General features: G+C 61.4%; 23 protein-coding genes and 3 tRNA genes. 8 read left to right on the top strand and 18 right to left on the bottom strand.

Annotated elements, in window-relative coordinates; genetic code table 11:
* Positions 1–4 precede the first annotated feature (4 nt).
* The 6 genes from AC2FNZ_RS12845 to AC2FNZ_RS12820 form a co-directional block, all read right to left on the bottom strand.
* Entirely contained in the window at positions 5–760 is a 756-nt protein-coding gene (locus AC2FNZ_RS12845) for an ABC transporter ATP-binding protein (protein WP_005977472.1), read from the bottom strand.
* Positions 761–769: 9 nt separating this feature from the next.
* Complete coding sequence (locus tag AC2FNZ_RS12840) at positions 770–1,525, bottom strand: ABC transporter ATP-binding protein (RefSeq protein WP_093964812.1); 756 nt, start codon at positions 1,523–1,525, stop codon at positions 770–772.
* 12 nt (positions 1,526–1,537) lie between these two features.
* Positions 1,538–2,743, bottom strand: a complete 1,206-nt coding sequence (locus tag AC2FNZ_RS12835) for a branched-chain amino acid ABC transporter permease (RefSeq protein ID WP_496840879.1) — start codon at positions 2,741–2,743, stop codon at positions 1,538–1,540.
* Positions 2,744–2,746: 3 nt separating this feature from the next.
* Entirely contained in the window at positions 2,747–3,778 is a 1,032-nt protein-coding gene (locus AC2FNZ_RS12830; protein WP_496840878.1) for a branched-chain amino acid ABC transporter permease, read from the bottom strand.
* Positions 3,779–3,882: 104 nt separating this feature from the next.
* The gene (locus AC2FNZ_RS12825) at positions 3,883–5,229 is read right to left on the bottom strand and encodes a substrate-binding protein (protein WP_093964815.1); all 1,347 of its coding nucleotides are present in this window, start codon (positions 5,227–5,229) and stop codon (positions 3,883–3,885) included.
* Positions 5,230–5,659: 430 nt separating this feature from the next.
* A tRNA-Tyr gene (locus AC2FNZ_RS12820) sits at positions 5,660–5,743 on the bottom strand.
* Positions 5,744–5,859: 116 nt separating this feature from the next.
* Here AC2FNZ_RS12820 and rlmB point away from each other — a divergent pair.
* From rlmB to AC2FNZ_RS12805, 3 genes are all read left to right on the top strand, one after another.
* Entirely contained in the window at positions 5,860–6,633 is a 774-nt protein-coding gene (gene rlmB / locus AC2FNZ_RS12815) for a 23S rRNA (guanosine(2251)-2'-O)-methyltransferase RlmB (protein WP_496840877.1), read from the top strand.
* A gap of 392 nt (positions 6,634–7,025) precedes the next feature.
* Positions 7,026–7,478, top strand: coding sequence for a YHS domain-containing (seleno)protein (locus AC2FNZ_RS12810; protein ID WP_496833909.1), 453 nt, complete (start codon positions 7,026–7,028; stop codon positions 7,476–7,478).
* Positions 7,479–7,679: 201 nt separating this feature from the next.
* Positions 7,680–8,150, top strand: a complete 471-nt coding sequence (locus AC2FNZ_RS12805; protein ID WP_093964819.1) for a CoA-binding protein — start codon at positions 7,680–7,682, stop codon at positions 8,148–8,150.
* A 4-nt stretch (positions 8,151–8,154) separates the two neighbouring features.
* Here AC2FNZ_RS12805 and AC2FNZ_RS12800 read toward each other — a convergent pair whose 3' ends face one another.
* The 3 genes from AC2FNZ_RS12800 to hisF form a co-directional block, all read right to left on the bottom strand.
* On the bottom strand, positions 8,155–8,730 hold the full coding sequence (locus AC2FNZ_RS12800; RefSeq protein ID WP_496833907.1) for a hypothetical protein: 576 nt from the start codon (positions 8,728–8,730) through the stop codon (positions 8,155–8,157).
* A gap of 85 nt (positions 8,731–8,815) precedes the next feature.
* Positions 8,816–9,133 carry a phosphoribosyl-ATP diphosphatase gene (locus tag AC2FNZ_RS12795; protein WP_496833906.1) on the bottom strand — a complete coding sequence of 106 codons (318 nt, stop codon included), beginning with the start codon at positions 9,131–9,133 and terminating at the stop codon, positions 8,816–8,818.
* The gene (gene hisF / locus AC2FNZ_RS12790) at positions 9,130–9,891 is read right to left on the bottom strand and encodes an imidazole glycerol phosphate synthase subunit HisF (RefSeq protein WP_496833905.1); all 762 of its coding nucleotides are present in this window, start codon (positions 9,889–9,891) and stop codon (positions 9,130–9,132) included. The genes AC2FNZ_RS12795 and hisF overlap by 4 nt, the downstream gene beginning before the upstream one ends.
* A gap of 117 nt (positions 9,892–10,008) precedes the next feature.
* On the opposite strand from hisF, the gene AC2FNZ_RS12785 reads away from it, so the two are divergent.
* Positions 10,009–10,455: a DUF302 domain-containing protein gene (locus AC2FNZ_RS12785; protein WP_496840876.1), complete on the top strand. Its 447-nt coding sequence runs from the start codon at positions 10,009–10,011 to the stop codon at positions 10,453–10,455.
* Between the two features lie 6 nt (positions 10,456–10,461).
* Here AC2FNZ_RS12785 and AC2FNZ_RS12780 read toward each other — a convergent pair whose 3' ends face one another.
* Together AC2FNZ_RS12780 and hisA are read right to left on the bottom strand one after the other, a co-directional pair.
* Positions 10,462–10,944, bottom strand: coding sequence for a DUF2867 domain-containing protein (locus AC2FNZ_RS12780; protein ID WP_496840875.1), 483 nt, complete (start codon positions 10,942–10,944; stop codon positions 10,462–10,464).
* 4 nt (positions 10,945–10,948) lie between these two features.
* Entirely contained in the window at positions 10,949–11,671 is a 723-nt protein-coding gene (hisA, locus tag AC2FNZ_RS12775) for a 1-(5-phosphoribosyl)-5-[(5-phosphoribosylamino)methylideneamino]imidazole-4-carboxamide isomerase (protein ID WP_496840874.1), read from the bottom strand.
* Between the two features lie 135 nt (positions 11,672–11,806).
* Here hisA and AC2FNZ_RS12770 point away from each other — a divergent pair, with 135 nt between their 5' ends.
* Positions 11,807–12,214, top strand: a complete 408-nt coding sequence (locus AC2FNZ_RS12770; protein WP_496840873.1) for a DUF2147 domain-containing protein — start codon at positions 11,807–11,809, stop codon at positions 12,212–12,214.
* 4 nt (positions 12,215–12,218) lie between these two features.
* Here the strand turns inward: AC2FNZ_RS12770 and hisH are convergent, their stop codons facing one another.
* Both hisH and hisB read right to left on the bottom strand, forming a co-directional pair.
* Positions 12,219–12,857: an imidazole glycerol phosphate synthase subunit HisH gene (gene hisH / locus AC2FNZ_RS12765; RefSeq protein ID WP_496840872.1), complete on the bottom strand. Its 639-nt coding sequence runs from the start codon at positions 12,855–12,857 to the stop codon at positions 12,219–12,221.
* A complete protein-coding gene (gene hisB, locus AC2FNZ_RS12760) occupies positions 12,858–13,445 on the bottom strand; it encodes an imidazoleglycerol-phosphate dehydratase HisB (protein ID WP_170340267.1) in 588 nt (195 codons plus the stop codon).
* Between the two features lie 153 nt (positions 13,446–13,598).
* On the opposite strand from hisB, the gene AC2FNZ_RS12755 reads away from it, so the two are divergent.
* Positions 13,599–13,838: an Lrp/AsnC family transcriptional regulator gene (locus AC2FNZ_RS12755; RefSeq protein WP_050602861.1), complete on the top strand. Its 240-nt coding sequence runs from the start codon at positions 13,599–13,601 to the stop codon at positions 13,836–13,838.
* Positions 13,839–13,841: 3 nt separating this feature from the next.
* Here the strand turns inward: AC2FNZ_RS12755 and AC2FNZ_RS12750 are convergent, their stop codons facing one another.
* The 3 genes from AC2FNZ_RS12750 to AC2FNZ_RS12740 all read right to left on the bottom strand — a co-directional run bounded on the left by AC2FNZ_RS12750 (position 13,842) and on the right by AC2FNZ_RS12740 (position 14,977).
* A complete protein-coding gene (locus tag AC2FNZ_RS12750) occupies positions 13,842–14,705 on the bottom strand; it encodes a GNAT family N-acetyltransferase (protein ID WP_496840871.1) in 864 nt (287 codons plus the stop codon).
* 88 nt (positions 14,706–14,793) lie between these two features.
* Positions 14,794–14,868 (bottom strand) — tRNA-Gly (locus AC2FNZ_RS12745).
* 34 nt (positions 14,869–14,902) lie between these two features.
* Positions 14,903–14,977, bottom strand: a tRNA-Gly gene (locus AC2FNZ_RS12740).
* A 148-nt stretch (positions 14,978–15,125) separates the two neighbouring features.
* On the opposite strand from AC2FNZ_RS12740, the gene AC2FNZ_RS12735 reads away from it, so the two are divergent.
* Together AC2FNZ_RS12735 and AC2FNZ_RS12730 are read left to right on the top strand one after the other, a co-directional pair.
* Positions 15,126–15,278 (top strand): hypothetical protein, encoded by a 153-nt coding sequence (locus AC2FNZ_RS12735; protein WP_496833902.1) that lies wholly within the window; start codon positions 15,126–15,128, stop codon positions 15,276–15,278.
* A gap of 123 nt (positions 15,279–15,401) precedes the next feature.
* A complete protein-coding gene (locus AC2FNZ_RS12730) occupies positions 15,402–16,388 on the top strand; it encodes a hypothetical protein (RefSeq protein ID WP_496840870.1) in 987 nt (328 codons plus the stop codon).
* Between the two features lie 66 nt (positions 16,389–16,454).
* Here the strand turns inward: AC2FNZ_RS12730 and AC2FNZ_RS12725 are convergent, their stop codons facing one another.
* Both AC2FNZ_RS12725 and AC2FNZ_RS12720 read right to left on the bottom strand, forming a co-directional pair.
* On the bottom strand, positions 16,455–19,892 hold the full coding sequence (locus tag AC2FNZ_RS12725) for a pyruvate carboxylase (RefSeq protein ID WP_496840869.1): 3,438 nt from the start codon (positions 19,890–19,892) through the stop codon (positions 16,455–16,457).
* 120 nt (positions 19,893–20,012) lie between these two features.
* Positions 20,013–21,173, bottom strand: a complete 1,161-nt coding sequence (locus AC2FNZ_RS12720; protein WP_496840868.1) for an alpha-hydroxy acid oxidase — start codon at positions 21,171–21,173, stop codon at positions 20,013–20,015.
* Positions 21,174–21,187 lie beyond the last annotated feature (14 nt).

Raw genomic sequence — 21,187 nt, 5'->3', positions numbered from 1 at the left:
CGGGTCAGATCGCCAGATATTCCTCGCGCAGCTGGGTGTTTTCCAGCACCTCGTCGGCGGTGCCGTCAAACACGATGCAGCCGGTGTCCAGAATGATTGCCCGGTCGGCCAGTTGCAGCGCTCGCACTGCGTTCTGTTCGACGATGATGGTGGTCATGCCCTGTTGCTTGATGTGGATCAGCGTCTTTTCGATCTCGTCCACGATCACCGGGGCCAGCCCCTCGTAGGGTTCGTCCAGCAGCAGCACCTTGATATCCCGGGCCAGCGCGCGGGCGATCGACAGCATCTGCTGTTCGCCGCCCGAAAGGGTCACGCCCTCCTGCTTGCGCCGTTCGCCCAGACGCGGGAACAGCTCGTAGATCCGTTCCAGCGACCAGCCGATCGGGGGGGCGATCTGGGCCAGCTGCAGGTTCTCCTCGACCGTCAGACCGGGGATGATCCGCCGATCCTCGGGCACAAGACCCAGCCCTGCGGCGGCGGCCTCGTAGCTGGTCATGTTGTGCAGCGGCTTGTGGTCCAGCCAGATCTCTCCGTGCCGCACCTCGGGGTCGCTCACCCGCGCGATTGAGCGCAGGGTCGAAGTCTTGCCGGCCCCGTTGCGCCCCAGCAGGGCTAGGATCTCGCCCTCGTGGACGTTGAAGCTGACGCCTTGGACGATGTAGCTTTCGCCATAGTACGAATGCATGTCCCACACCGACAGGAACGCGGGCGCGGTGCTGGCCATGTTGGCGTTTTTCGAAAAGTCAGGTTTCTCGTTCATAGCTTTTCCTCACGCCGCCTCGCCCAGATAGGCCTCTCGGACCTTGGGGTTTCCGCGGATGTTTTCGGGGGTGTCCTCGACCAGCGGCGTGCCCTGCGCCAGAACGGTGATCCGCTCGGCCAGGCTGAACACCACATGCATGTCGTGTTCGATGATCGCGATGGTGATGTCGCGCTCATCCTTGATCTGTTTCAGCAGGTCGATGGTGTTGTTGGTGTCGGCCCGAGCCATACCGGCCGTGGGCTCGTCCAGCAGCAACAGGCGCGGCTTCTGGCTGAGGCACATGCCTATCTCGAGCCGCCGCTTGTCGCCGCGCGACAGCGAGGCTGAATGCATGTGCCGCTTGTCGGCCATGTTCATTTCTTCCAGCATGGCTTCGGCCTGTTCGACCACCTCTTTTTCGTTGGCGATGGTCTCGTAGGCGTGCATGCGGAATGCCCCGTCGCGCATCGCGAAGATCGGGATCAGCATGTTCTCCATTACGGTCAGCTCGCCAAAGATCTCGGGCGTCTGGAACACCCGGCTGATGCCCATCTGGTTGATCTGGTACGGCTCGCGCCCCAGCACCGACTGGTTGTCGAACAAGACCGAACCGGTATCCGGGATCAGCTTGCCCACCAGGCAGTTCAGCAGGGTGGACTTGCCCGCCCCGTTGGGGCCGATGATCGCATGGACCGAGTTTTCCTCGACGCTCAGGTTCACGTCCGTCAGGGCCTTGAGGCCGCCGAAGCGCTTGCTGACATCTTTTACTTTCAGAATTGCCATTGACGCGTTTCCTTATTCTGCCGGCTCGGTTTTGCCCTCGCGGGTGTCATCCCCGCCAACGCTTTTACGGCGGATCCAGTTCAGCAACCGCTGACCGCCCTCGACCAGCCCGCCAGGCAGGTAGATCACCACCAGCATGAACAGGATGCCCAGGGTCAGATGCCAGCCCTTGCCGATGAACGGGTGGATGATGAACACCACCGCATCCTCGAGCCCGTCGGGCAGGAAGGCGAACCAGCCGTGCAGCACGTTGTCGTTGATCTTCGAGAAGATGTTCTCGAAATACTTGATGAAGCCCGCGCCCAGAACCGGCCCGATCAGAGTACCGGTGCCGCCCAGGATGGTCATCAGCACGACCTCGCCCGAGGCGGTCCATTGCATCCGCTCGGCACCGGCCAGCGGGTCCATTGCCGCCATCAGGCCACCGGCCAGACCGGCATACATGCCAGAGATCACGAATGCGGCCAGCGTATAGGGTTTGGAGTTCAACCCGGTATAGTTCATCCGCTGCTGGTTCGACTTCACCGCCCGCAGCATCATGCCGAAAGGCGAGCGGAAGATGCGGATCGCCAGGTAGAACACCACCATCATGATCACCGCGCACAGATAGTAGCCCGCGTTGAAGTCAAAGCTCCACGCGCCCACATCCATCGTATAGGTCGCGCGCATCGGCAGGCCGAACAGATGCGGCAGATCGGGCGCATTGGCCCCCTGCAGGATCTGCGGGTCATCGGCATAGACCTGCAGGCCGGTTTCCCCGTTGGTCAGGTTGAACTTGGGGTTCGACAACACCGAATAGGCCAGCGCAAAGCTCATCTGCGCGAAGGCCAGCGTCAGGATAGAAAAGTAGATCCCAGACCGGCGCAGGCTGACATAGCCGATCAGAACCGAGAACAGCCCGGCGACCACGACGCTCAGCGCGATGGCCGGGATGACGTTGTAGCTGAGCAGTTTGAACATCCAAACGGCCGAGTAGGAACCCACCCCCAAAAAGGCCGCATGGCCGAAGGACAGGTATCCGGTCAGGCCGAACAGGATGTTGAACCCGATGGCAAAGATGCCGAAGATCACGAACCGCTGCATCAGGTCCGGATAGCCCGCGTTGAACTGCGCCATGGCGCTGTCAGTGGGGAAGGGGTTCAGGATGAAGGGGGCCAGCAGCGTCAGCAGCGCGACGACGATCAGCAGGCTTGTGTCTTTTTTGTTCAGTCCCAGCATGGGTTATTCCTCCATCACGCCTTTGCGGCCCATCAGACCCCGCGGACGGGTCAGAAGAACGATGATGGCGACAAGGTAGATGATGATCTGGTTGATGCCCGGGATCGTGGTGGTCGCCCAGGTGGTCGAGGCAAAGCTTTCAAGGATGCCCAGCAGGAACCCGGCCAGAACGGCGCCGGGCAGCGAGCCCATTCCGCCGACCACGACAACCACGAAGCTGAGCACAAGGAAATCCATTCCCATGTGATAGTTGGGCGGGTTCAGCGGCCCGTACATCACGCCCGCGAGGCCAGCCACCGCGGCTGCGATACCGAACATGATGGTGAACCGTCGGTCGATGTTGATGCCCAGAAGGCCCACGGTTTCCCGGTCGGCCATTCCGGCGCGCACGACCATACCGAAGGTGGTGAACTGCAGGAACGAGAACACGCCCCCGATGATCACAACCGCGAACAGGAAATAGACCAGACGCCAGATCGGATAGATGATGGCATTCGGATCAAAGCCGAACGCCACGCCCAGATCGACCGACCCGCTCAGCGCCTCAGGCGGCGGGGTCTGGATCGGGTTGGCGCCGAAGAAATACTTGATGATCTCTTGCAGAACGATGGCCAGGCCGAAGGTCACAAGGATCTGATCTGCATGGGGACGCTTGTAGAAATGCTTGATCAGGCCGCGTTCCATCACGTAGCCGACCATCAGCATGATCGGGATCGCGAACAGGATGGCCAGTGGCACGGACCAGTCGATGATGGTGGCGCCCAGCTCGGGGCCGAACCAGCTTTCGACATAGGGGGTCTTCACCTTCAGCGGGTTGCCCAGAAAGTCGGTCTGGGTCTCGTCGATGACCTCGTAGCTGAGGTTGAAGATCTTCTGAAGCGTGACGGCACAGAAGGCGCCGATCATGAACAGGGCCCCGTGGGCAAAGTTCACCACGCCGAGCGTGCCGAAGATCAGCGTCAGCCCCAGCGCAATCAGCGCATAGGCCGAGCCCTTGTCCAGCCCGTTCAGAATTTGCAGTAGGATTGCGTCCATTGTCCTTACCTTTGACTGGTCCCGGCAGCTCTCCCCGGTCGTCTGACCGGAGAGAGCCGTTTTGAGGACTCAGGGGTTTTCTTGCGAAAAACCGAGTGTCGGGGTTACGCGCCCGGGTTGCACTTGCCCAGTTCGCCACCGGCGAACATCGGGTGATCCGGATCGTACTCGACCTGCGCCCGCGGAGTGATCTCGACGATCTCCAGCGTGTCATAGGCGTTGGTCGGGTTCTCGTTGCCGCGCACGACCAGCACGTCCTTGAAGCACTGGTGGTCGGCACCGCGATACCAGGTCGGGCCGTTGCCCAGACCGTCGAACTCGAAGTCCTCGAGAGCTTCGACCACGCCGCACGGGTTGAAGGTGCCTGCTCGCTCGCACGCATCCGCGTACAGCAGCACCTGGGCATAGCAGGTCTGGGCCGAGTTCGACGGCGGCTTGCCGTACTTCTCGCCGAAGGACTTCACGAAGGCCTTGGTGCCCTCATCCTGCAGCTGCCAGTTCCAGTTCATCGAACCCAGAACGCCTTTGATGTTCTCGCCGGCGCCGGCGGCCATCAGTTCCGAGTACAGCGGAACGACGATCTTGAAGTCCTTGCCGTTCACGACCTTGTCAAGCAGGCCGAACTGGATCGCGTTGGTCAGCGAGTTGACCATGTTGCCGCCGTAGTGGTTCAGAACCAGCACGTCCGCGCCCGAGTTCAGAACCGGCGCGATGTAGGACGAGAAGTCGGTCGAGGCCAGCGGGGTCTTGACGGTGTTGACCGTCTCCCAGCCCATCGCCTCGGTCGACGCCACGATCGACTCTTCTTGGGTCCAGCCCCAGTTGTAGTCGGCGGTCAGGTGATAGGCGCGGCGTTCGGTACCCATCTCCTTGGCCAGCACCGGCGCCAGAGCGGCACCCGACATGTAGGCGTTGAAGAAGTGACGGAAGCCGTTCGCCTTCTTGTCCTTGCCGGTAGTGTCGTTGGCGTGCGTCAGGCCGGCCATGAAGATCACGCCCGCCTCCTGGCAGAGGCCCTGAACGGCCACGGCCACGCCCGAGGACGAACCGCCGTTGATCATGATCGCGCCGTCTTTTTCGATCATCGACTTGGCCGATGCACGGGCGGCGTCGGACTTGGTCTGCGTGTCGCCGGTGACGAACTCGACCTTCTTGCCCAGGATGCCGTTGCCTTTCAGCGCCTTCGACGTGAAGGTGTTCAGGCAGCCGCCGTCGCCTTCGCCATTCAGATGCTCGACCGCCAGCTGCTGCGCCAGCAGTTCGTCATTGCCTTCTTCGGCATAGGGGCCGGTCTGCGGCACGTTGAAGCCCAGCGTGACTGATCCGCCAGTGGGTTCGTTGGTATAGGCCGCGGCCGACGAGGCCGTGAAGATCGTCGGCAATGCCAGACCGGCGCTTGTGACGGCACCAGACTTCAGCACGCCGCGACGCGTGACAGATTTGTTTGACATGAATTCCTCCCAATTAGCAGGCTACGCCCTCGGGCTCCTCTTCCGTCGGGTAAAACGCAACCTGCGCAGGGCAAGTATGGGGGGCAGAATGAAAATTCCCCAACAAGTCCCTAGAAATGAAATATTATTTTGTAAATTCTTGAACTCTTTGATTCATAAGTTTGTAAATTTTTGGAATTTTAAGATGCTAAGCTGCTCATTGGAAAGGATGAGTCAGAAAATCCCGTTTCGATACGAGCATTGGGTGTCGGGACGCAACCGCCATTCCCAAGCCGTCCGATGACCGGCCGTTGCTGCTCGGGGCACCGCATGATCTCCGGGCACTCAACCTTTGCCTGAATTTCCTTCCAGAATCGAGGGCAAGGGCAAAGGTCCACCTGGACAAATCCGGTGTGCACTATCTATCTGCGTTCTGATTTGCGGAAGCAGATGGTGGGCGACCCTGGAATCGAACCAGGCGTGCGTCTCCGCGAGGGAGTTACAGTCCCCTGCCACACCTTGCGGCCTGTCGCCCACTGTCAGGCGTTGCACCTGACGTGGAGGCGTGATTACTAGCGCTCAAAAGGAGCGTCAACAGGAAAATTCCGCTTTGGCGCAGGAAACATTGTTCCCGGCCCGGAGGCCAGTAAAATGAAGAAACCGAAGTGGGTGATCGAGAAAGAGCAGGCGCGCAAAGCGGCGGCTTCCGAAACCGTCTGGTTGTTCGGATTGCACGCCGTGCGTGATGCGCTGATGAACCCCAAACGGCAGAAACTGCGCCTGATCGTGACCCGCAACGCGCAGGACAAGCTGGCGGATGCGATCGAGGAATCCGGCATGCAGGCTGAACTCGTCGATCCGCGAAAATTCAACGCGCCAATCGACCCGGGCTCGGTGCACCAAGGCGCGGCGCTTGAAGTCAAGCCGCTGGAGTGGGGCGGTCTGGCCGAGAATTGCATCGGGCGCGAAAACCCTCGGGTGCTGCTGTTGGACCGCGTGACCGATCCGCACAATGTGGGCGCGATTCTGCGCTCGGCCGAGGTTCTGGGCGCCAGCGCGGTCATCGGCACGCGCCACCACTCGGCGCCGGAAACCGGTGCGCTGGCCAAGACCGCCAGCGGTGCGTTGGAACGCCAGCCCTATCTGCGGGTCCGCAACCTTGCCGACGCGATCGTTGAGTTGCAGAATATGGGGTTCCTGGTTCTGGGCCTGGATGGTGAGGCCGATCAGACCATCGAGGCCGCTTTGGAAGGCAAGCGCGATCGTCCGGTTGCGCTGGTTCTGGGCGCCGAGGGGCCGGGATTGCGGCAAAAGACCAAGGAAACGGTGGATATGCTTGTCAAAATTGACGCAGCGGGCGGTTTCGGATCCCTGAACGTCTCAAATGCCGCGGCGATTGCCCTATATGCTTCTCAGCCGCACTGAGAGGAGAGACCCATTCCCGCCCCGTCCAAGATTGCTACGTGCTGCTACTGCGGCACCCGCGCGGCGCTGGTCCTCAAGGGTCGCCAGCGGCACGAACTCAGCTGTTCCAGTTGCGGTGCCCCGCTGCATAACCTGAAGATGATCCCTGTCAAAAAGGCTTCGGATCCACAGCCGCGACACAGGATTCCGATGCAAAAGCCCAAAAAGAAGAGCTACAAGAAAAGGAAAAAAGGCCTCTTCTCGCGCGTTCTGGACGAAGCTTGGGATGTGATCGAGGACGTGTTCGACTGAGCCCTTTCCGACACGACCCTTCACAACTGCGTCAAATGGGTTTCGCGGCGCGTCAAAAGTTGCATCTTATAGCGTCTGTAAAACATAACCCGTGAAATCTGATGCTATCCCGACGTTCCGTACTTGCCGGTCTCACATTTTCAATCGCTGGTCCGCTGACATTGCGGGCGCAGACCGCCCCGGTCTTCTATTCCGCAAAAGGTGCGGCCATTACCGGTTATGACGCGGTCAGCTATTTTCGAGATGGCGGCCCGGTTCAAGGGCAACCCGACATTGCGGTGATGTGGAAGGGCGCTACCTGGCGGTTTGCCTCGCAGGAGAACCGAGAGGCGTTTGAACTTAATCCGCGCGCCTACGCGCCGAGGTTCGGCGGTTATTGCGCCTATGCCATGGCCTATGGCGAACTCACCAGCACGGACCCGATGGCGTGGAAAATCGTAGGCGGCAGGCTGTATCTGACGCATTCCCCCGAGGTTGAAAAGATGTGGCTGACGGACACGACCGGCTTCATCCAGAAGGCCGAGAAAAACTGGCCGGCGATCCTATACGGTTGACAGGCGAATTCCCGCTTATCCGCTCGTGTCATCACAAAAATGCGCGTGGCCTCTTTTTTTTCCGAAACTCGTGCCTAAATGTCACAGTGACCGCGGAACGGAACTGCCGCGGGTCATTTCACTGTCCCTCGTTCCAACAACTGGCGCCCAAGGTATCCTTGGGCGCTTTTTTCTTTTCCAAGTCACGGCTAGGCTGCAGCCATGACCGACTATTCCGATGACTTCCTCAGATCCGTCCTGAAACGCACTAAGGTGGTTGCGGTCGTAGGCGTGTCGATGAACCCGGTGCGGCCCAGTTACTATGTTGCGCGCTACTTGTCGCTCAAGGGGTACAGGGTGATTCCGGTCAATCCCGGCCATGCCGGCGCCGATCTTTTTGGTGAAACCGTTCGGGCCTCGTTGTCCGAAATCAGTGAACCCGTTGACATGGTGGATATTTTTCGCAGGTCCGAAGCCGTTCCTCCGATCGTGGACGAGGCATTGGCTGCATTTCCCGACCTGCGCACGATCTGGATGCAGATCGGAGTCGAAAACGCCGAGGCCGCTGCGGTGGCGCAGGCGCGCGGTGTCGATGTCGTAATGAATCGCTGTCCCAAGATCGAATATCAACGCCTGTTCGGCGAGCTGCGCATGGGCGGGTTCGCCACCGGCATCATCTCATCGAAACTTTGACGGTTCAGTTCACCGCGACGGAGTTCATTTCCGCAAGCTGCTCTTGCCGTCGTTTCTCCAGCACGATGTCGCGCGGGACCCATTCATAGCGCGTGTCCTCGCGCAAGGGGCTCCAAAACAGGACCCCTCCATAGCGCCACGGGTCCAAAACGACACCGTCGTCCATCGAATCACCGCGTCGGCTGATTATTGCCGTGCTGTGATCGATTCGGAACGGATTGTCGGCATTGGCGATCGCGCGGTGCAGGGTCAGCGTGCGAAAGTTCTCCTGCTTCAAGCGCCGTTCGATGTCCTCGGCCCAGTGCCAGCACAGCCCTCGCGGGCGCAGCCCCTTGTTGACCTTGGCATTGTGGATCAGAGGGGGATCCGTGATCTGGTATTCCTGCGCCAGTTGCGCGGTATAGGCATAGGTGACGCGGGCCGCGCGCCGGGCTTCTTCCGGGTCGACCTCGGGCCCCAGCGCCTGGATCTGGGCTGCAAGCCGTGCGACGTCGTCGCTGCGGGCGGGCGGTGCGGATGAGCATGCGCCGAGCCCCAGAATGGCTAGCGTCGTCAGTGCCCAGATTATGGGTTTGAACATGCCTGCGTCCCTTGTCGCCCCTGCGCCCGACAGGCGCTTCGGTCAACCAGTATAGGGCGCGGACGCTATTGGTGAAAGCCGGGTGTCAGCCCCGGTCGCGCGCGGCCTTTTCGGCGATGCCGCTGGTGCCCTGCCGCCTGGCAAGCTCGGCCAGAACGTCTTCCAGCGCCACGTCGCGCGCGGCTAGCATCACCAGCAGGTGATACAGCACGTCGGCGGCCTCGGATGTCAGCCGGTCGCGGTCACCCTTCACGGCTTCGATGATCGCCTCCACGGCTTCCTCGCCGAACTTCTCGGCGCATTTCTCGGGGCCCTTGGACAGCAGGTTGGCGGTCCAGCTGGAGTCGGGGTCCGCGCCCTTGCGGGATGCGATCGTGGCGGCCAGATCGTGCAGTATGCTCATGTCAGCCTCATGGGGATGCCCGTAGCGGCCATGTGTTCCTTGGCCTCGCGGATCGTGTATTCGCCGAAGTGAAAGATCGAGGCCGCAAGCACCGCGCTGGCTCCGCCTTCGGTCACGCCTTCGACCAAATGATCCAGATTGCCCACGCCGCCCGAGGCGATAACCGGCACGTCGACCGCGTCCGAGATCGCGCGGGTGAGTGGAATGTTGAACCCCGCCTTGGTGCCGTCGCGGTCCATCGAGGTCAGAAGAATCTCACCCGCGCCCTTGGCGACGACGGTCTTGGCAAATTCAACAGCGTCGATGCCGGTAGGTTTGCGTCCGCCGTGGGTGAAGATCTCCCATTTGCCGGGGCTGACGGTTTTGGCGTCGATGGCGCAGACAATGCACTGGCTGCCGAACTGGTCAGCGGCTTCGGCGATCACGTCGGGGTTGGCCACGGCGGCCGAGTTGAAGCTGACCTTGTCGGCCCCGGCCAGCAGCAGTGCACGCACGTCTTCCTTGGTGCGCACGCCGCCACCCACTGTCAGCGGTACGAAGCACTGCTCGGCCGTGCGCTGAACCACGTCAAACATGGTGCCGCGGTTTTCGTGGGTGGCGTGGATGTCAAGAAAGCAGATCTCGTCAGCGCCGGCGGCGTCATAGGCCTTGGCCGATTCCACCGGATCGCCCGCGTCGCGCAGGCCCACGAAATTCACGCCCTTGACCACGCGGCCATCGGCGACATCCAGACAGGGAATGATGCGGGTTTTCAGCATGGTTTGTCCTTTGTTGCCGCACCTCTACCGGCAAAGCCCCGCCGATGCCAGAGTTGTGATTGTCCTGCGCCCGGAACCTCGTGAAACTGAAGCGGATTTCAGCAGGAGGTGAAAACCATGCGCAACTTGTTTCTTGCAACCGCTTTCATTCTGTCCGGTGCGACTTGGGCGATGGCTGACGACATCATCAAGGTCCCGACCGACAAGTCCGTGACCGAGGCCATCGACGAGCTGCAGGCTGCCGTCGAAAATGCAGGCGCGACTGTATTCGCCCGCGTTGACCACGCGGCCGGGGCGCACAAGGTCGACATGACGATACCGCCCAATCAGGTATTGATCTTCGGAAACCCAGCCTTGGGAACGCCTGCCATGCAGATCGATCCGCGCGCGGGATTGTTCCTTCCGCTCAAGGTGCAGGCCTATGAGGACGCCGACGGCCAGGTCTGGTTGGCCTACGAGGATCCCAAGGAAACCATGGACGAGCTTGATGCGGTGGAGAAATCCCCGGTGATCGACAAGATGCGCGGTGCGTTGAGCAAGCTGACGAGTGCGGCGGCCAACTGATCGGCGTCATACCGCAGAGGCGCGCGCGATCCGTTTCATGCAATTGCGCACGATCAGAATGTGAAAGGGCATGATCACCGTCAGATAGATACGCCCCAAACGATTGTGAGGCCGCACCCAGGTTGCCATGACTATGCGGTCTTTGTCGCGATGCACGGCGATGCGGAAATCCAGATGGCGGTCATCGATTCCCACGATGACCTCTGTCTCATCCCTGTAGGTTACGGGAAAAATCGCGCCGGTGCCTGCGTCGGGCGAGCCATTGTCGGTGTTCAGGTGCTTGCCGTCCTTCAAACCGAATGGGGCAACGATTGCGTTCCGGATCCCCATCAGGATCTTCACCCACCCCGGCATGTTCAGACCGATTTTCATTGCGTCAAACGGCGCAAGGTCGCTTTGGACCGAGTACCCGTCAACAAAATCACCCGGAGTGAACAGCGACCACAATTCAGACTGCTCAGGCAGAACCTGTTTGCGGACCGCTTGCAATATCCTAACCCTTCAAAGCCGCCAAGGCTTCGCGCAGATCCAGCGCGCCGTCATAGAGCGCGCGGCCTGAAATCGCGCCGTTCAGGTTTGCCCCGCAGTCGCGCAGGGCGATCAGGTCGTCCAGCGAGCTGACCCCGCCGCTGGCGATCACCGGGATCGAGGCTGCCCGGGCCAGATCGGCCGTGGCCTCGACATTGGGGCCTTGCATCGCGCCGTCGCGGTTGATGTCGGTGTAGATGATCGCCGCCACGCCCGCGTCTTCGAACCTGCGCGCCAGGTCGGTCACCATCACGTCGGTTTCCTCGGCCCAGCCCTTGGTGGCGACACGTCCGTTGCGCGCGTCGATGCCGACGGCGACCTGGTCGGGAAAGGCCTTGGCCGCCTGACGGACCAGATCGGGGTTTTCCACCGCAACCGTGCCCAGAATCACCCGGGCCAGGCCTTTGTCCAGCCAGGTCTCGATGGTGGCCATGTCGCGGATGCCGCCACCCAGCTGGGCCGGTACGTTGCAGGATTTCAGGATCGCCTCGACCGGGGCGGCGTTCACGGGTTCCCCGGCGAAAGCGCCGTTCAGGTCCACCAGATGCAGCCATTCGCAACCGGCCTCGACAAAGGCGCGGGCCTGGGCGGCAGGGTCTTCGTTGAAGACCGTGGCCTTGTCCATCTCGCCGCGCAGGAGGCGCACGGCCTGGCCGTCTTTCAGGTCGATTGCGGGATAGAGGATCATGTCGGGCGGCCTTTTCGTGACTGGTACTGGCGCGGGATATGGCACAGGCGGGGCAGGGGATGCAACGCGACGCAAAGTCAATCTTGCTCGAACAGGTGCCGGCGGTCAGACTGCCTGCAAAACAGGGAGGATACCATGAACAAACTTGCTTTGGCCGCTGCGGCGGCACTTGTCACCTTGGCCACCGGCGCACGGGCGGATGACCCGGTCGACGGGCTTTGGAAAACCCAGCCGGGCGATACCGGCGGATATCTGCACGTCTCGATCGGGCCTTGCGGCAGCGCCGTTTGCGGCACCATCGACAGCGCCTTCGACAAGGACGGAAACCAGCAGCTGGATTACGAGAACCTGGGCAAGAACATCATCTGGGACATGGTCGCGGATGGCGGCGGCAGCTATAGCGGCGGCAAGATCTGGGCACCGGACCGGGACAAGACCTACAACTCCAAGATGTCGCTGGACGGTCAGAACAAGCTGACGGTCAAGGGTTGCGTCGCGGGCGGCCTGATCTGTCGCGGCCAGGCCTGGACCCGCGTGCAGTAACCGGTCAGGGAGCCCAGGTCAGGAAGTTTCCGATCATCCGCAGGCCCACATCCTGGCTTTTTTCAGGGTGAAACTGCATCCCGATCATCGTGTCGCGGCCGATCACGGCCGTGACCGGTCCGCCATAGTCCACATGGGCCAGACGTTGCGCCGGATTGGCGACGCGGAAATGGTAGGAATGGACGAAATAGACGTGATCGCCTGAGGTGACGCCGTTGAACACCGGGTGGTCGCTCTCGATCACCAGATCGTTCCACCCCATATGCGGAACCTTCAGCGCCCGGTCTTCGGGCTCGATCCGCACCACGTCTCCGGTCACCCAATTCAGGCCGGGCGTGTCGGTATATTCGCGGCCCGTTGTCGCCATCAGCTGCATGCCGACGCAGATGCCCAGAAACGGACGGCCCTTCTGCTCGACCGCTTCGACCATCGCATCGTGGATGCCCTTGTGCCCGCGCAGCTCGGCCGCGCAAGCGGGAAAGGCACCGTCGCCGGGCAGCACCAGCCGGTCGGCGCGGGCGACGACATCGGCATCCGAGGTCACGACGACCTCGCCCGCGTCCAGCTCGCGCGCCATCCGTTGAAACGCCTTTTCCGCCGAGTGCAGGTTGCCGCTTTCGTAGTCAATGATCGCGGTCAGCATCTAGAGCGCGCCCTTGGTGGATGGAATCGCATCCGCTTTGCGCGGGTCGGTCTCGACCGCCTGGCGCAGGGCGCGGGCGACGGCCTTGAAGGCGGCCTCGGCGATGTGGTGGCTGTTGAAACCGTGCAACTGGTCGATATGCAGAGTGATGCCGCCATGGGTGGCCAGCGCCTGGAAGAACTCGCGCACCAGTTCGGTGTCGAAACTGCCGATCTTGGGCGTCGGCAGGTCCACGTTCCAAACCAGAAACGGTCGGCCCGACAGGTCCAGCGCGCAGCGCACCTGCGCATCGTCCATCGGCAGATGGCACTCGCCGTACCGCCGGATGCCTTTCTTGTCCCCCAGCGCCTGCGTCAGCGCCTGACCCAGCGCGATACCGGTGTCTTCAACCGTGTGGTGATCGTCGATGTGATAATCGCCTTTGGCCCGGATCGTCATGTCGATCAGCGAATGGCGCGCCAACTGGTCCAGCATGTGATCGAAGAACCCCACGCCGGTCTGGTTGTCATAGGTGCCGGTGCCGTCCAGGTTGACCTCGACCGTAATCGCGGTCTCGGCGGTCTTGCGGCTGATCGAAGCTGTGCGCATTGGCGAAATCCTCTTGCTACAGGGGCGCTTATAGACGGGGACGGGCGGCCTTATCCAGCCCGATCATTGCAATCGCAGCAAACTGTTGCAGGGGATTGCGCCCGGGCGCGGGGCGTGCCAGCCTGCGCCAAACGGAAGCAACAAGGCCACGAAATGTCCACCTGCGTTTTCATCCAGATCCGCTGCAAGCCCGGCACCACCTACAAGGTGGCCGAAGAGATCGCTCTGCGCGAAATCCACTCGGAACTCTACTCCACCAGTGGTGAATATGACCTGCTGCTCAAGCTTTACATCCCCGAAACCGAGGATGTTGGCCATTTCATAAATGAACACCTTCTGGTCATTCCGAACATCGAACGGTCGCTGACGACAATGACCTTCAAGGCGTTCTGAGGCTCAGCCAAGTTCGAACGTCGTCACGCCGAACACGCGGTTCAGGTCGATATCTGGCTCGTGGTCGGAATACATGCGCGCGGTTTCAAAGACTTTTTCCAGGCCCAAAGCGTCAGCCAGTGCAAAGGCCGCCGCGTTGGGCTGTGGCATGTCGACATAGACCTCAGAACTGCGGTGATCCGCGGGAACTTCGGCCAGAACCGCAGCCAAAAGCGCTTGCGCGATGTCCGGATCGTCGGCGAACAGCGGCCCTACCTTGTAGCCATTCAGGCAGGAGCGCAGAGTTGCATACCCGGCGATGCGACCTTTCTGGATACAAACACGCGAGATGTGGCCCGGTGCGCTCAGCCACTCCGTCAGAAAGGCATCCCGATGCGCGGGGAACAGGGCACGGTCATAGATGCGAAGGTCTTCGGTCAGGCCACCGATGGGCGCGACCTCGATACTGGTCTTGGGTAGGCTGGACAAGATGCCTGAAACCGTGCCGGAGAACCGATAATTGTTGTAGGCGAAGACAAAACCCGACTTGCGGTAGTTGTCCTGTTGTTCGACCACCCCGTCCAGACCCATGTTTCGCCCTGTACAATGCGCCAGGGCGTGCTGGGCGATTTCCAGACCATGACCAGATCCGCGAAACTCGGGCCGTACGATATAGAAACCCAGAAACGAAAACGCGTCGTCGTAGTTCACGGCTGAAACCGAGGCGATCATCTCGCCATCGAGAAACCCGCCCAGAAATCCGTCGGGGTCGGTCGAGCGGAAACAGACAGCGTCCTCATGACCCGGGTTCCAGCCCTCGCGCCCGGCCCAATCCACTGCGTGGCGCAGTTCTTCGGCGGTCAGCGTGCGAATTTGGTAGTCTGGCATCGGGGCATCCATCTGACTGCTGCATGTCAGAACAGAATGGCGCAGGACCGACCGATCCGCCAGTGCTTGTTGTGGGAAGGTGGATATCTGGAGCGGGCGATGAGATTCGAACTCACGACCCTAACCTTGGCAAGGTTATGCTCTACCCCTGAGCTACGCCCGCAATCAGATATCTTGTGCGACCTTTCGGTCCTCGTTGGAGCGGGCGATGAGATTCGAACTCACGACCCTAACCTTGGCAAGGTTATGCTCTACCCCTGAGCTACGCCCGCGCCGTCGAGTGAGGCGTGAACTATAAATTCTGGCGGAAAGCTGCAAGAGGAAAAACGCACTTGGCCGGAAAAAATTTTACGACGGAACAGGTGTGCTGAGCCGTTGAAACCTACAGCCACGGATACTGACAATGGTGGAGACGGAGGGATGAACAAGGTTGAGAACATAAAACTGACTGCGCTGGTCGGAGCCATGCTTCTGAGCCTCATTGCAGGTCAGTTGGGAATCGAACCAGCAAATGAAGTTAATGATATTTTCAAACTTCCGCCCGAGGTCAATTCTCTCGAATTGAGTGGGTAACAGCGGCTTCGTTAGAATGCCAAATTTTGCCATATTCGATAACTAGTATATGCATAATGTGAGGTTTCTGCTCAAACCTGTGCCTGTTGGCGCAAGTATTTGGATACGAAAAAGGGGATTGGCATGCATTGGTTTATTTCCTTGTCACGGGTTGTGGCGACATCTTTGTTGCTGACCGGGGCAGTTAGCTTCGTTGCGGTGTTGGCTACGCCAGATATCGCCATAGCCAAGAACGGGAATGGCAATGGTGGCGGAAATGGTAACGGTGGTGGAAACGGAAATAGTAACGGTGGCGGCAACGGGAACGGTGGCGGCAACGGAAATGGCAAAAGCGCCGAAAAATCCAGTGCCAGCCTCGGAGGATCTGCGCGCAGCACCAAGGGGGGGGGCGGCCAAGGCAAGGGTTTTCTCGCCGGTCTCGGTCTGGCTAAGCCAAAGGCACAACGAAAGAACACCAAAACTACATCTCGGGCCAAAGGGCAGAACGGTTTTGCGGCCAAACTCGACGAATTCTTCACCGGGAAAAAGAAAGTCGACAAACCCATCCGTAAAGCGCGGGTAGCGGCGTCAATTGTCGAGGAGCCGTATGTCAAGCCAATCAAGCACGGCAAAATCGCGTCCGAGCTCAAGGGCTTGAATGCCGCGCATGCCAGCCAGACTGCCCTGATGAATGCGGCCCCGAACAGCATGCCTGGCAAGCTTTACAGCTATCAGCAGAGTATACTTGGTTTCTCTGGCGCGACAGATGAGCTTGAAATGCGGGAACAGGAACTGTCCGAACTGGAAGGTCTGACCGAAGCGGAGGTCGAGGACCAATTCGCGCCAACTGAAGAAGAAGCAGCCGAGGGCATCACCGCACAGGACAAATACGAGGATGCCGTGGCCGAAGCGCAGCAGGCTGTGACCGAAGCCGAAGAAGCCTTGGCAGTAGCGGACGATCCGCAGGAGGCACTGGATGCTTTGACCGGCGGCCGCGACCTGTCCGATCCGGCTCTTCATGAACTGCACGATTTGTTGGGCTTGCCAGCGCCGATCGAGGAAGAGGTTTCGATCGACAGCACGCCGGAACAGTTGCCGCAGCAGCCCGTCGCGGAGTCCAGCGACGGTTGAACTAGCCTGTTCGGATGAAAAAAGGCGCGCTTGATGGCGCGCCTTTCTGTGTTTTAACGGTTTGGGTCACTCCAGCTCGACCAAAAGGTCCTTGGCGTCGATCTGGCCGCCGGGCTGGACATGCACTGCCTTCACGGTGGCGTCGCGCTCGGCATGGATGCCGGTTTCCATCTTCATCGCCTCGATGGTTAGCAGAAGGTCGCCTTCCTTGACCTCTTGCCCGGCGGTGACGGCGACAGTCGAAACCACGCCCGGCATCGGCGCGCCGACATGGTTGGCGTTTCCGACCTCGGCCTTGGGGCGCTGTATGGTCGAGGCCTGGACCATCCGGTTGGGCACCCGGATCACGCGGGGCTGACCGTTCAGTTCGAAGAACACCTTCACTTCGCCCTTCTCGTCGGTCTCGCTGATCGCCTGGCACCGGATTTCCAGAGTTTTGCCGGGGTCGATCTCGGCCGAGATCTCCTCTCCCGGCTCCATGCCGTAGAAGAAGGTGCGGGTGGGCAGGGTGCGTACCGGGCCATAGATCCGGTGGCGGCCCATGTAGTCCAGGAACACCTTGGGATACATCAGGTATCCGTTGAGGTCTTCGTCATCGACCTCCTTGCCCTCCAGCAGTTTCGACAGCTCCGCGCGGGTGGCCTCCAGATCAACCGGAGGCACGTCTTTGCCCGGCCGTTCGGTGTTCGGCTTTTCGCCTTTCAGCACCTTGGTCACGATCGTCTCGGGGAAACCACCCGGAGGCTGTCCCAGATTGCCGCGCATCATGTCGATGACCGAATCGGGGAAGGCCACGTCGGTCGAGGGATCCTCGACCTGCTCGCGCGTCAGGCCCTGGCTGACCATCATCAGCGCCATGTCACCCACCACTTTCGAGGACGGCGTCACCTTGACGATGTCACCGAACATCTGGTTCACGTCCGCATACATCTGCGCGACTTCGTGCCAGCGTTCCTCCAGCCCCATCGAGCGCGCCTGCGCCTTGAGGTTGGTGAACTGGCCGCCCGGCATTTCATGCAGATAAACCTCGGAGGCGGGGGCCTGCAGCCCGGATTCGAAGGCCGCGTATTGGCCGCGCACCGCCTCGAAGTAGTCGCTGATCTCGCGGATCGCCTTCACGTCCAACCCGGTGTCGCGGTCGGTGTGGCGCAGGGCCTCGACCACGGTGCCCAGCGTCGCCTGGCTGGTATTGCCCGAGAAGCTGTCCATCGCGCAGTCCACCACGTCCACGCCCGCCTCGCTGGCCGCCAGGATGGTGGCGCTGGCGATGCCGGCGGTGTCGTGGGTGTGGAAGTGGATCGGCAGGCCGACTTCTTCCTTCAGCGCGCGGATCAGTACCCGCGCGGCGGCGGGTTTCAGCAGGCCGGCCATGTCCTTGAGGCCCAGAACATGGGCGCCGGCGTCGCGCAGCTCCTTGGCCATGCCGACATAGTATTTAAGGTCATATTTGGCGCGGTTCGGATCAAGGATATCGCCGGTATAGCAGACGGTACCTTCACAGATCTTGCCGTTCTCGATCACCGCGTCCATCGCCACGCGCATGTTCTCGACCCAGTTGAGCGAGTCGAACACCCGGAACACGTCGATATTCTGCGAGGCCTGGCGCACGAATTCCTGCACCACGTTGTCGGGATAGTTGGTATAGCCCACCCCGTTGGCGCCGCGCAGCAGCATCTGGGTCATCAGGTTGGGCATGGCCTCGCGCAGGTCGCGCAGGCGCTGCCAGGGGCATTCCTGCAGGAAACGATAGGCCACGTCGAAAGTCGCCCCGCCCCAGCATTCGACGCTGAACAGCTGCGGCAGGTTCGCGGCATAGCTGGGTGCCACGCGGATCATGTCGATCGAGCGCATGCGGGTGGCCAGCAGCGACTGGTGCCCGTCTCGCATGGTGGTGTCGGTAATCAGCAGCTGGCGCTGGGCCTTCATCCAGTCGGCCACGGCCTGCGGGCCCTTCTGTTCCAGCAGGTTGCGCGTGCCCATCAGCGGTTCGGCCTTGGGCGCGGGGGGCTTGGGTTCTTTCAGGTCGGCGCGCGGGCGCGGGCGATCCTTGGTCTCGGGGTGCCCGTTGACAGTGATGTCGGCGATGTAGGTCAGAACCTTGGTGCCCCGGTCGCGGCGCTTCTTGAACTGGAACAGCTCGGGCGTCTCGTCGATGAACTTGGTGGTGTATTCATTCGACAGGAAGGTCGGATGCTTCAGCAGGTTCTCGACAAAGGCGATGTTGGTTGAAACGCCGCGCACGCGGAACTCGCGCAGGGCGCGGTCCATGCGGGCGATCGCCTTTTCCGGAGTCGGCGCCCAGGCAGTGACTTTGGTCAGAAGCGAGTCGTAATACCGGGTGATCACCCCGCCCGCATAGGCCGTGCCACCATCCAGCCGGATGCCCATGCCCGTGGCCGAGCGATAGGCCGTGATGCGCCCATAGTCGGGGATGAAGTTGTTAAGCGGGTCTTCGGTGGTGACGCGCGTCTGCAGCGCGTGGCCGTTGAGGCGGATCTCGTCCTGGCTGTCCTTGCCGGTGGCCTCGGCCAGGGTCTTGCCCTCGGCGATCAGGATCTGCGCCTGCACGATGTCGATGCCGGTGACCTCTTCGGTCACGGTGTGTTCGACCTGGACGCGGGGGTTCACCTCGATGAAGTAGAACTTGCCGGTCTCCATATCCATCAGGAATTCGACCGTACCGGCGCATTCATAGTTCACGTGCGCGCAGATGCGGCGGCCTAGGTCGCAGATCTCGGCGCGTTGCTCTTCGGTCAGATAGGGGGCAGGGGCGCGTTCCACGACCTTCTGATTGCGGCGCTGGACCGAGCAGTCGCGTTCATACAGGTGATAGATCTGCCCATGCTTGTCGCCCAGGATCTGCACCTCGACATGGCGGGCGCGGGTGATCATCTTTTCCAGATAACCCTCACCGTTGCCAAATGCGGCCTCGGCCTCGCGACGGCCTTCCAGAACCTTTTCTTCGAGTTCGTCTTCGGAATAGATCGGGCGCATCCCGCGGCCGCCGCCGCCCCAGGACGCCTTGAGCATCAGCGGATAGCCGATCTCGGCCGCTTCCTTGCGGATCGCGTCCATGTCATCGCCCAGCACCTCGGTCGCCGGGATCACCGGCACACCGGCGGCAATTGCCACCTTGCGGGCGCTGGCCTTGTCGCCCAGGGCGCGCATGGTCTCGGCCTTGGGGCCGATGAAGGTGATGCCGTTCTGCACGCAGGCATCCACGAAATCGGGGTTTTCCGACAGCAGGCCATAGCCCGGGTGGATGGCGTCAGCGCCGCTTTCCTTGGCGACGCGGATGATCTCGTCGATGGACAGATAGGCCGCGACCGGGCCCAGACCCTCGCCGATGCGATACGCCTCGTCTGCCTTGAACCGGTGCAGGCCCAGCTTGTCCTCCTCGGCATAGACGGCAACGGTGCGTTTGCCCATCTCGTTCGCGGCGCGCATCACGCGAATGGCAATCTCACCCCTGTTGGCGATCAGGATTTTCTTGAAGTCAGTCATGGCAAGTCCCGGTCTTTTGCATTTGGCCGTGTTAATAGACCGAGATTACGCGCAGATATATCTGTAGTTCTGGGTAGAACCGGCATGTTATCGCTCGCAAACGCCGCCTATTGCGGCGTTTTATGGCACATGCTGCATCGCGGCATCAATGTTTGCGTTAACATCAGGCAAATCTTTTGGCGTTGCGGCACCCAATTGTCCCATATTTGCAAGCATATCCTGCCGCAGAATATCGATGACATGGGCCGGGCCGTGCGCGCCCAATGCTGCAACGCCATAGAGGAAAGCCCGCCCCAGCATGATCAGATCGGCGCCCAAGGCGCGCGCCCTCAGAATGTCCAGACCGCCCGAAATCCCGCTGTCGAAGATCAGCGGCAGGTCGGTCGTGGCGCGGATGGCGGGCAGCATGTCGATGCTGGCCGGCGCGCCATCGAACTGGCGGCCACCGTGATTCGACACCCACAGAGCGTCGATCCCGGCCTGTTTCAACCGCTCGGCATCCTCGGGGCGCAGCACGCCCTTGATGATGAACGGACCCTGCCAGTGGTCGCGCAGCCACTTGACGTAATCCATGCCCGGAGAGGTCCTGAGCAGGTATCCGATATGCGCCGTGGGTGGCAGGTTGGCGGTGCCGTCGATATATTTGTCCAGCGTGCGCATCCGGGGCATGCCCTGACGCGCCATGCCCCAAGCCCAGGCCGGGCGGGCGGCGATCTGCGCCAGCAGGCGCGGCGTCAGGCGCGGCGGATGGGTCAGGCCCGAGCGGGTCTGCCGTTCCCGGCGCGAGGCCACGGGCACATCGACCGTCAGCACCAGCGTGCCGAACCCGGCGGACCGGGCGCGGCTCAGAAGGTCGGCGCGAATCTCGGGGTTTTTGGGCGGGTATAACTGGAACCAGGCGTCGGCGCCGATATGCGGGGCCATGTCCTCGGGGCTTTGGCTGGCGACGGTGGACAGAACATAGGGAATGCCCGCCTGCGCGGCGGCGCGCGCCATCAGCGCCTCGGCCCCCGGCCAGACCAGTCCGCACATCCCGATCGGGGCCATGCCGAAGGGCATGGGATGGTCGCGCCCCAGAAAGCGGGTGCGGGTGTCGAACTCCAGCGGGCCTTTCAGGATGGCGGGCAGAAACCCGATACGGTCCAGCGCCGCCCGGTTGCGTTTCAGCGCGGTCTCGGCCCCGGTGCCGCTGTCGACATAGTCCCAGACAAAGCGCGGCAGCCGACGGCGTGCGCGGCGCTTCAGATCCTCGATGCCCGGATAGGTGCTGTGCAGGTCCATGCCGATTGATCCGA

The organism is Ruegeria sp. SAZA006, from assembly GCF_059613465.1.
Note: the sequence above shows the minus strand (reverse complement) of the source record. Positions and strands in the feature narration are given on the sequence as shown.

Coding starts and splice junctions, on each gene's coding strand:
- AC2FNZ_RS12845 (WP_005977472.1), bottom strand. CDS start 760: ATGAACGAGAAACCTGACTTTTCGAAAAACGCCAACATGGCCAGCACC.
- AC2FNZ_RS12840 (WP_093964812.1), bottom strand. CDS start 1,525: ATGGCAATTCTGAAAGTAAAAGATGTCAGCAAGCGCTTCGGCGGCCTC.
- AC2FNZ_RS12835 (WP_496840879.1), bottom strand. CDS start 2,743: ATGCTGGGACTGAACAAAAAAGACACAAGCCTGCTGATCGTCGTCGCG.
- AC2FNZ_RS12830 (WP_496840878.1), bottom strand. CDS start 3,778: ATGGACGCAATCCTACTGCAAATTCTGAACGGGCTGGACAAGGGCTCG.
- AC2FNZ_RS12825 (WP_093964815.1), bottom strand. CDS start 5,229: ATGTCAAACAAATCTGTCACGCGTCGCGGCGTGCTGAAGTCTGGTGCC.
- rlmB (WP_496840877.1), top strand. CDS start 5,860: ATGAAGAAACCGAAGTGGGTGATCGAGAAAGAGCAGGCGCGCAAAGCG.
- AC2FNZ_RS12810 (WP_496833909.1), top strand. CDS start 7,026: ATGCTATCCCGACGTTCCGTACTTGCCGGTCTCACATTTTCAATCGCT.
- AC2FNZ_RS12805 (WP_093964819.1), top strand. CDS start 7,680: ATGACCGACTATTCCGATGACTTCCTCAGATCCGTCCTGAAACGCACT.
- AC2FNZ_RS12800 (WP_496833907.1), bottom strand. CDS start 8,730: ATGTTCAAACCCATAATCTGGGCACTGACGACGCTAGCCATTCTGGGG.
- AC2FNZ_RS12795 (WP_496833906.1), bottom strand. CDS start 9,133: ATGAGCATACTGCACGATCTGGCCGCCACGATCGCATCCCGCAAGGGC.
- hisF (WP_496833905.1), bottom strand. CDS start 9,891: ATGCTGAAAACCCGCATCATTCCCTGTCTGGATGTCGCCGATGGCCGC.
- AC2FNZ_RS12785 (WP_496840876.1), top strand. CDS start 10,009: ATGCGCAACTTGTTTCTTGCAACCGCTTTCATTCTGTCCGGTGCGACT.
- hisA (WP_496840874.1), bottom strand. CDS start 11,671: ATGATCCTCTATCCCGCAATCGACCTGAAAGACGGCCAGGCCGTGCGC.
- AC2FNZ_RS12770 (WP_496840873.1), top strand. CDS start 11,807: ATGAACAAACTTGCTTTGGCCGCTGCGGCGGCACTTGTCACCTTGGCC.
- hisH (WP_496840872.1), bottom strand. CDS start 12,857: ATGCTGACCGCGATCATTGACTACGAAAGCGGCAACCTGCACTCGGCG.
- hisB (WP_170340267.1), bottom strand. CDS start 13,445: ATGCGCACAGCTTCGATCAGCCGCAAGACCGCCGAGACCGCGATTACG.
- AC2FNZ_RS12755 (WP_050602861.1), top strand. CDS start 13,599: ATGTCCACCTGCGTTTTCATCCAGATCCGCTGCAAGCCCGGCACCACC.
- AC2FNZ_RS12750 (WP_496840871.1), bottom strand. CDS start 14,705: ATGCCAGACTACCAAATTCGCACGCTGACCGCCGAAGAACTGCGCCAC.
- AC2FNZ_RS12735 (WP_496833902.1), top strand. CDS start 15,126: ATGAACAAGGTTGAGAACATAAAACTGACTGCGCTGGTCGGAGCCATG.
- AC2FNZ_RS12730 (WP_496840870.1), top strand. CDS start 15,402: ATGCATTGGTTTATTTCCTTGTCACGGGTTGTGGCGACATCTTTGTTG.
- AC2FNZ_RS12725 (WP_496840869.1), bottom strand. CDS start 19,892: ATGACTGACTTCAAGAAAATCCTGATCGCCAACAGGGGTGAGATTGCC.
- AC2FNZ_RS12720 (WP_496840868.1), bottom strand. CDS start 21,173: ATGGACCTGCACAGCACCTATCCGGGCATCGAGGATCTGAAGCGCCGC.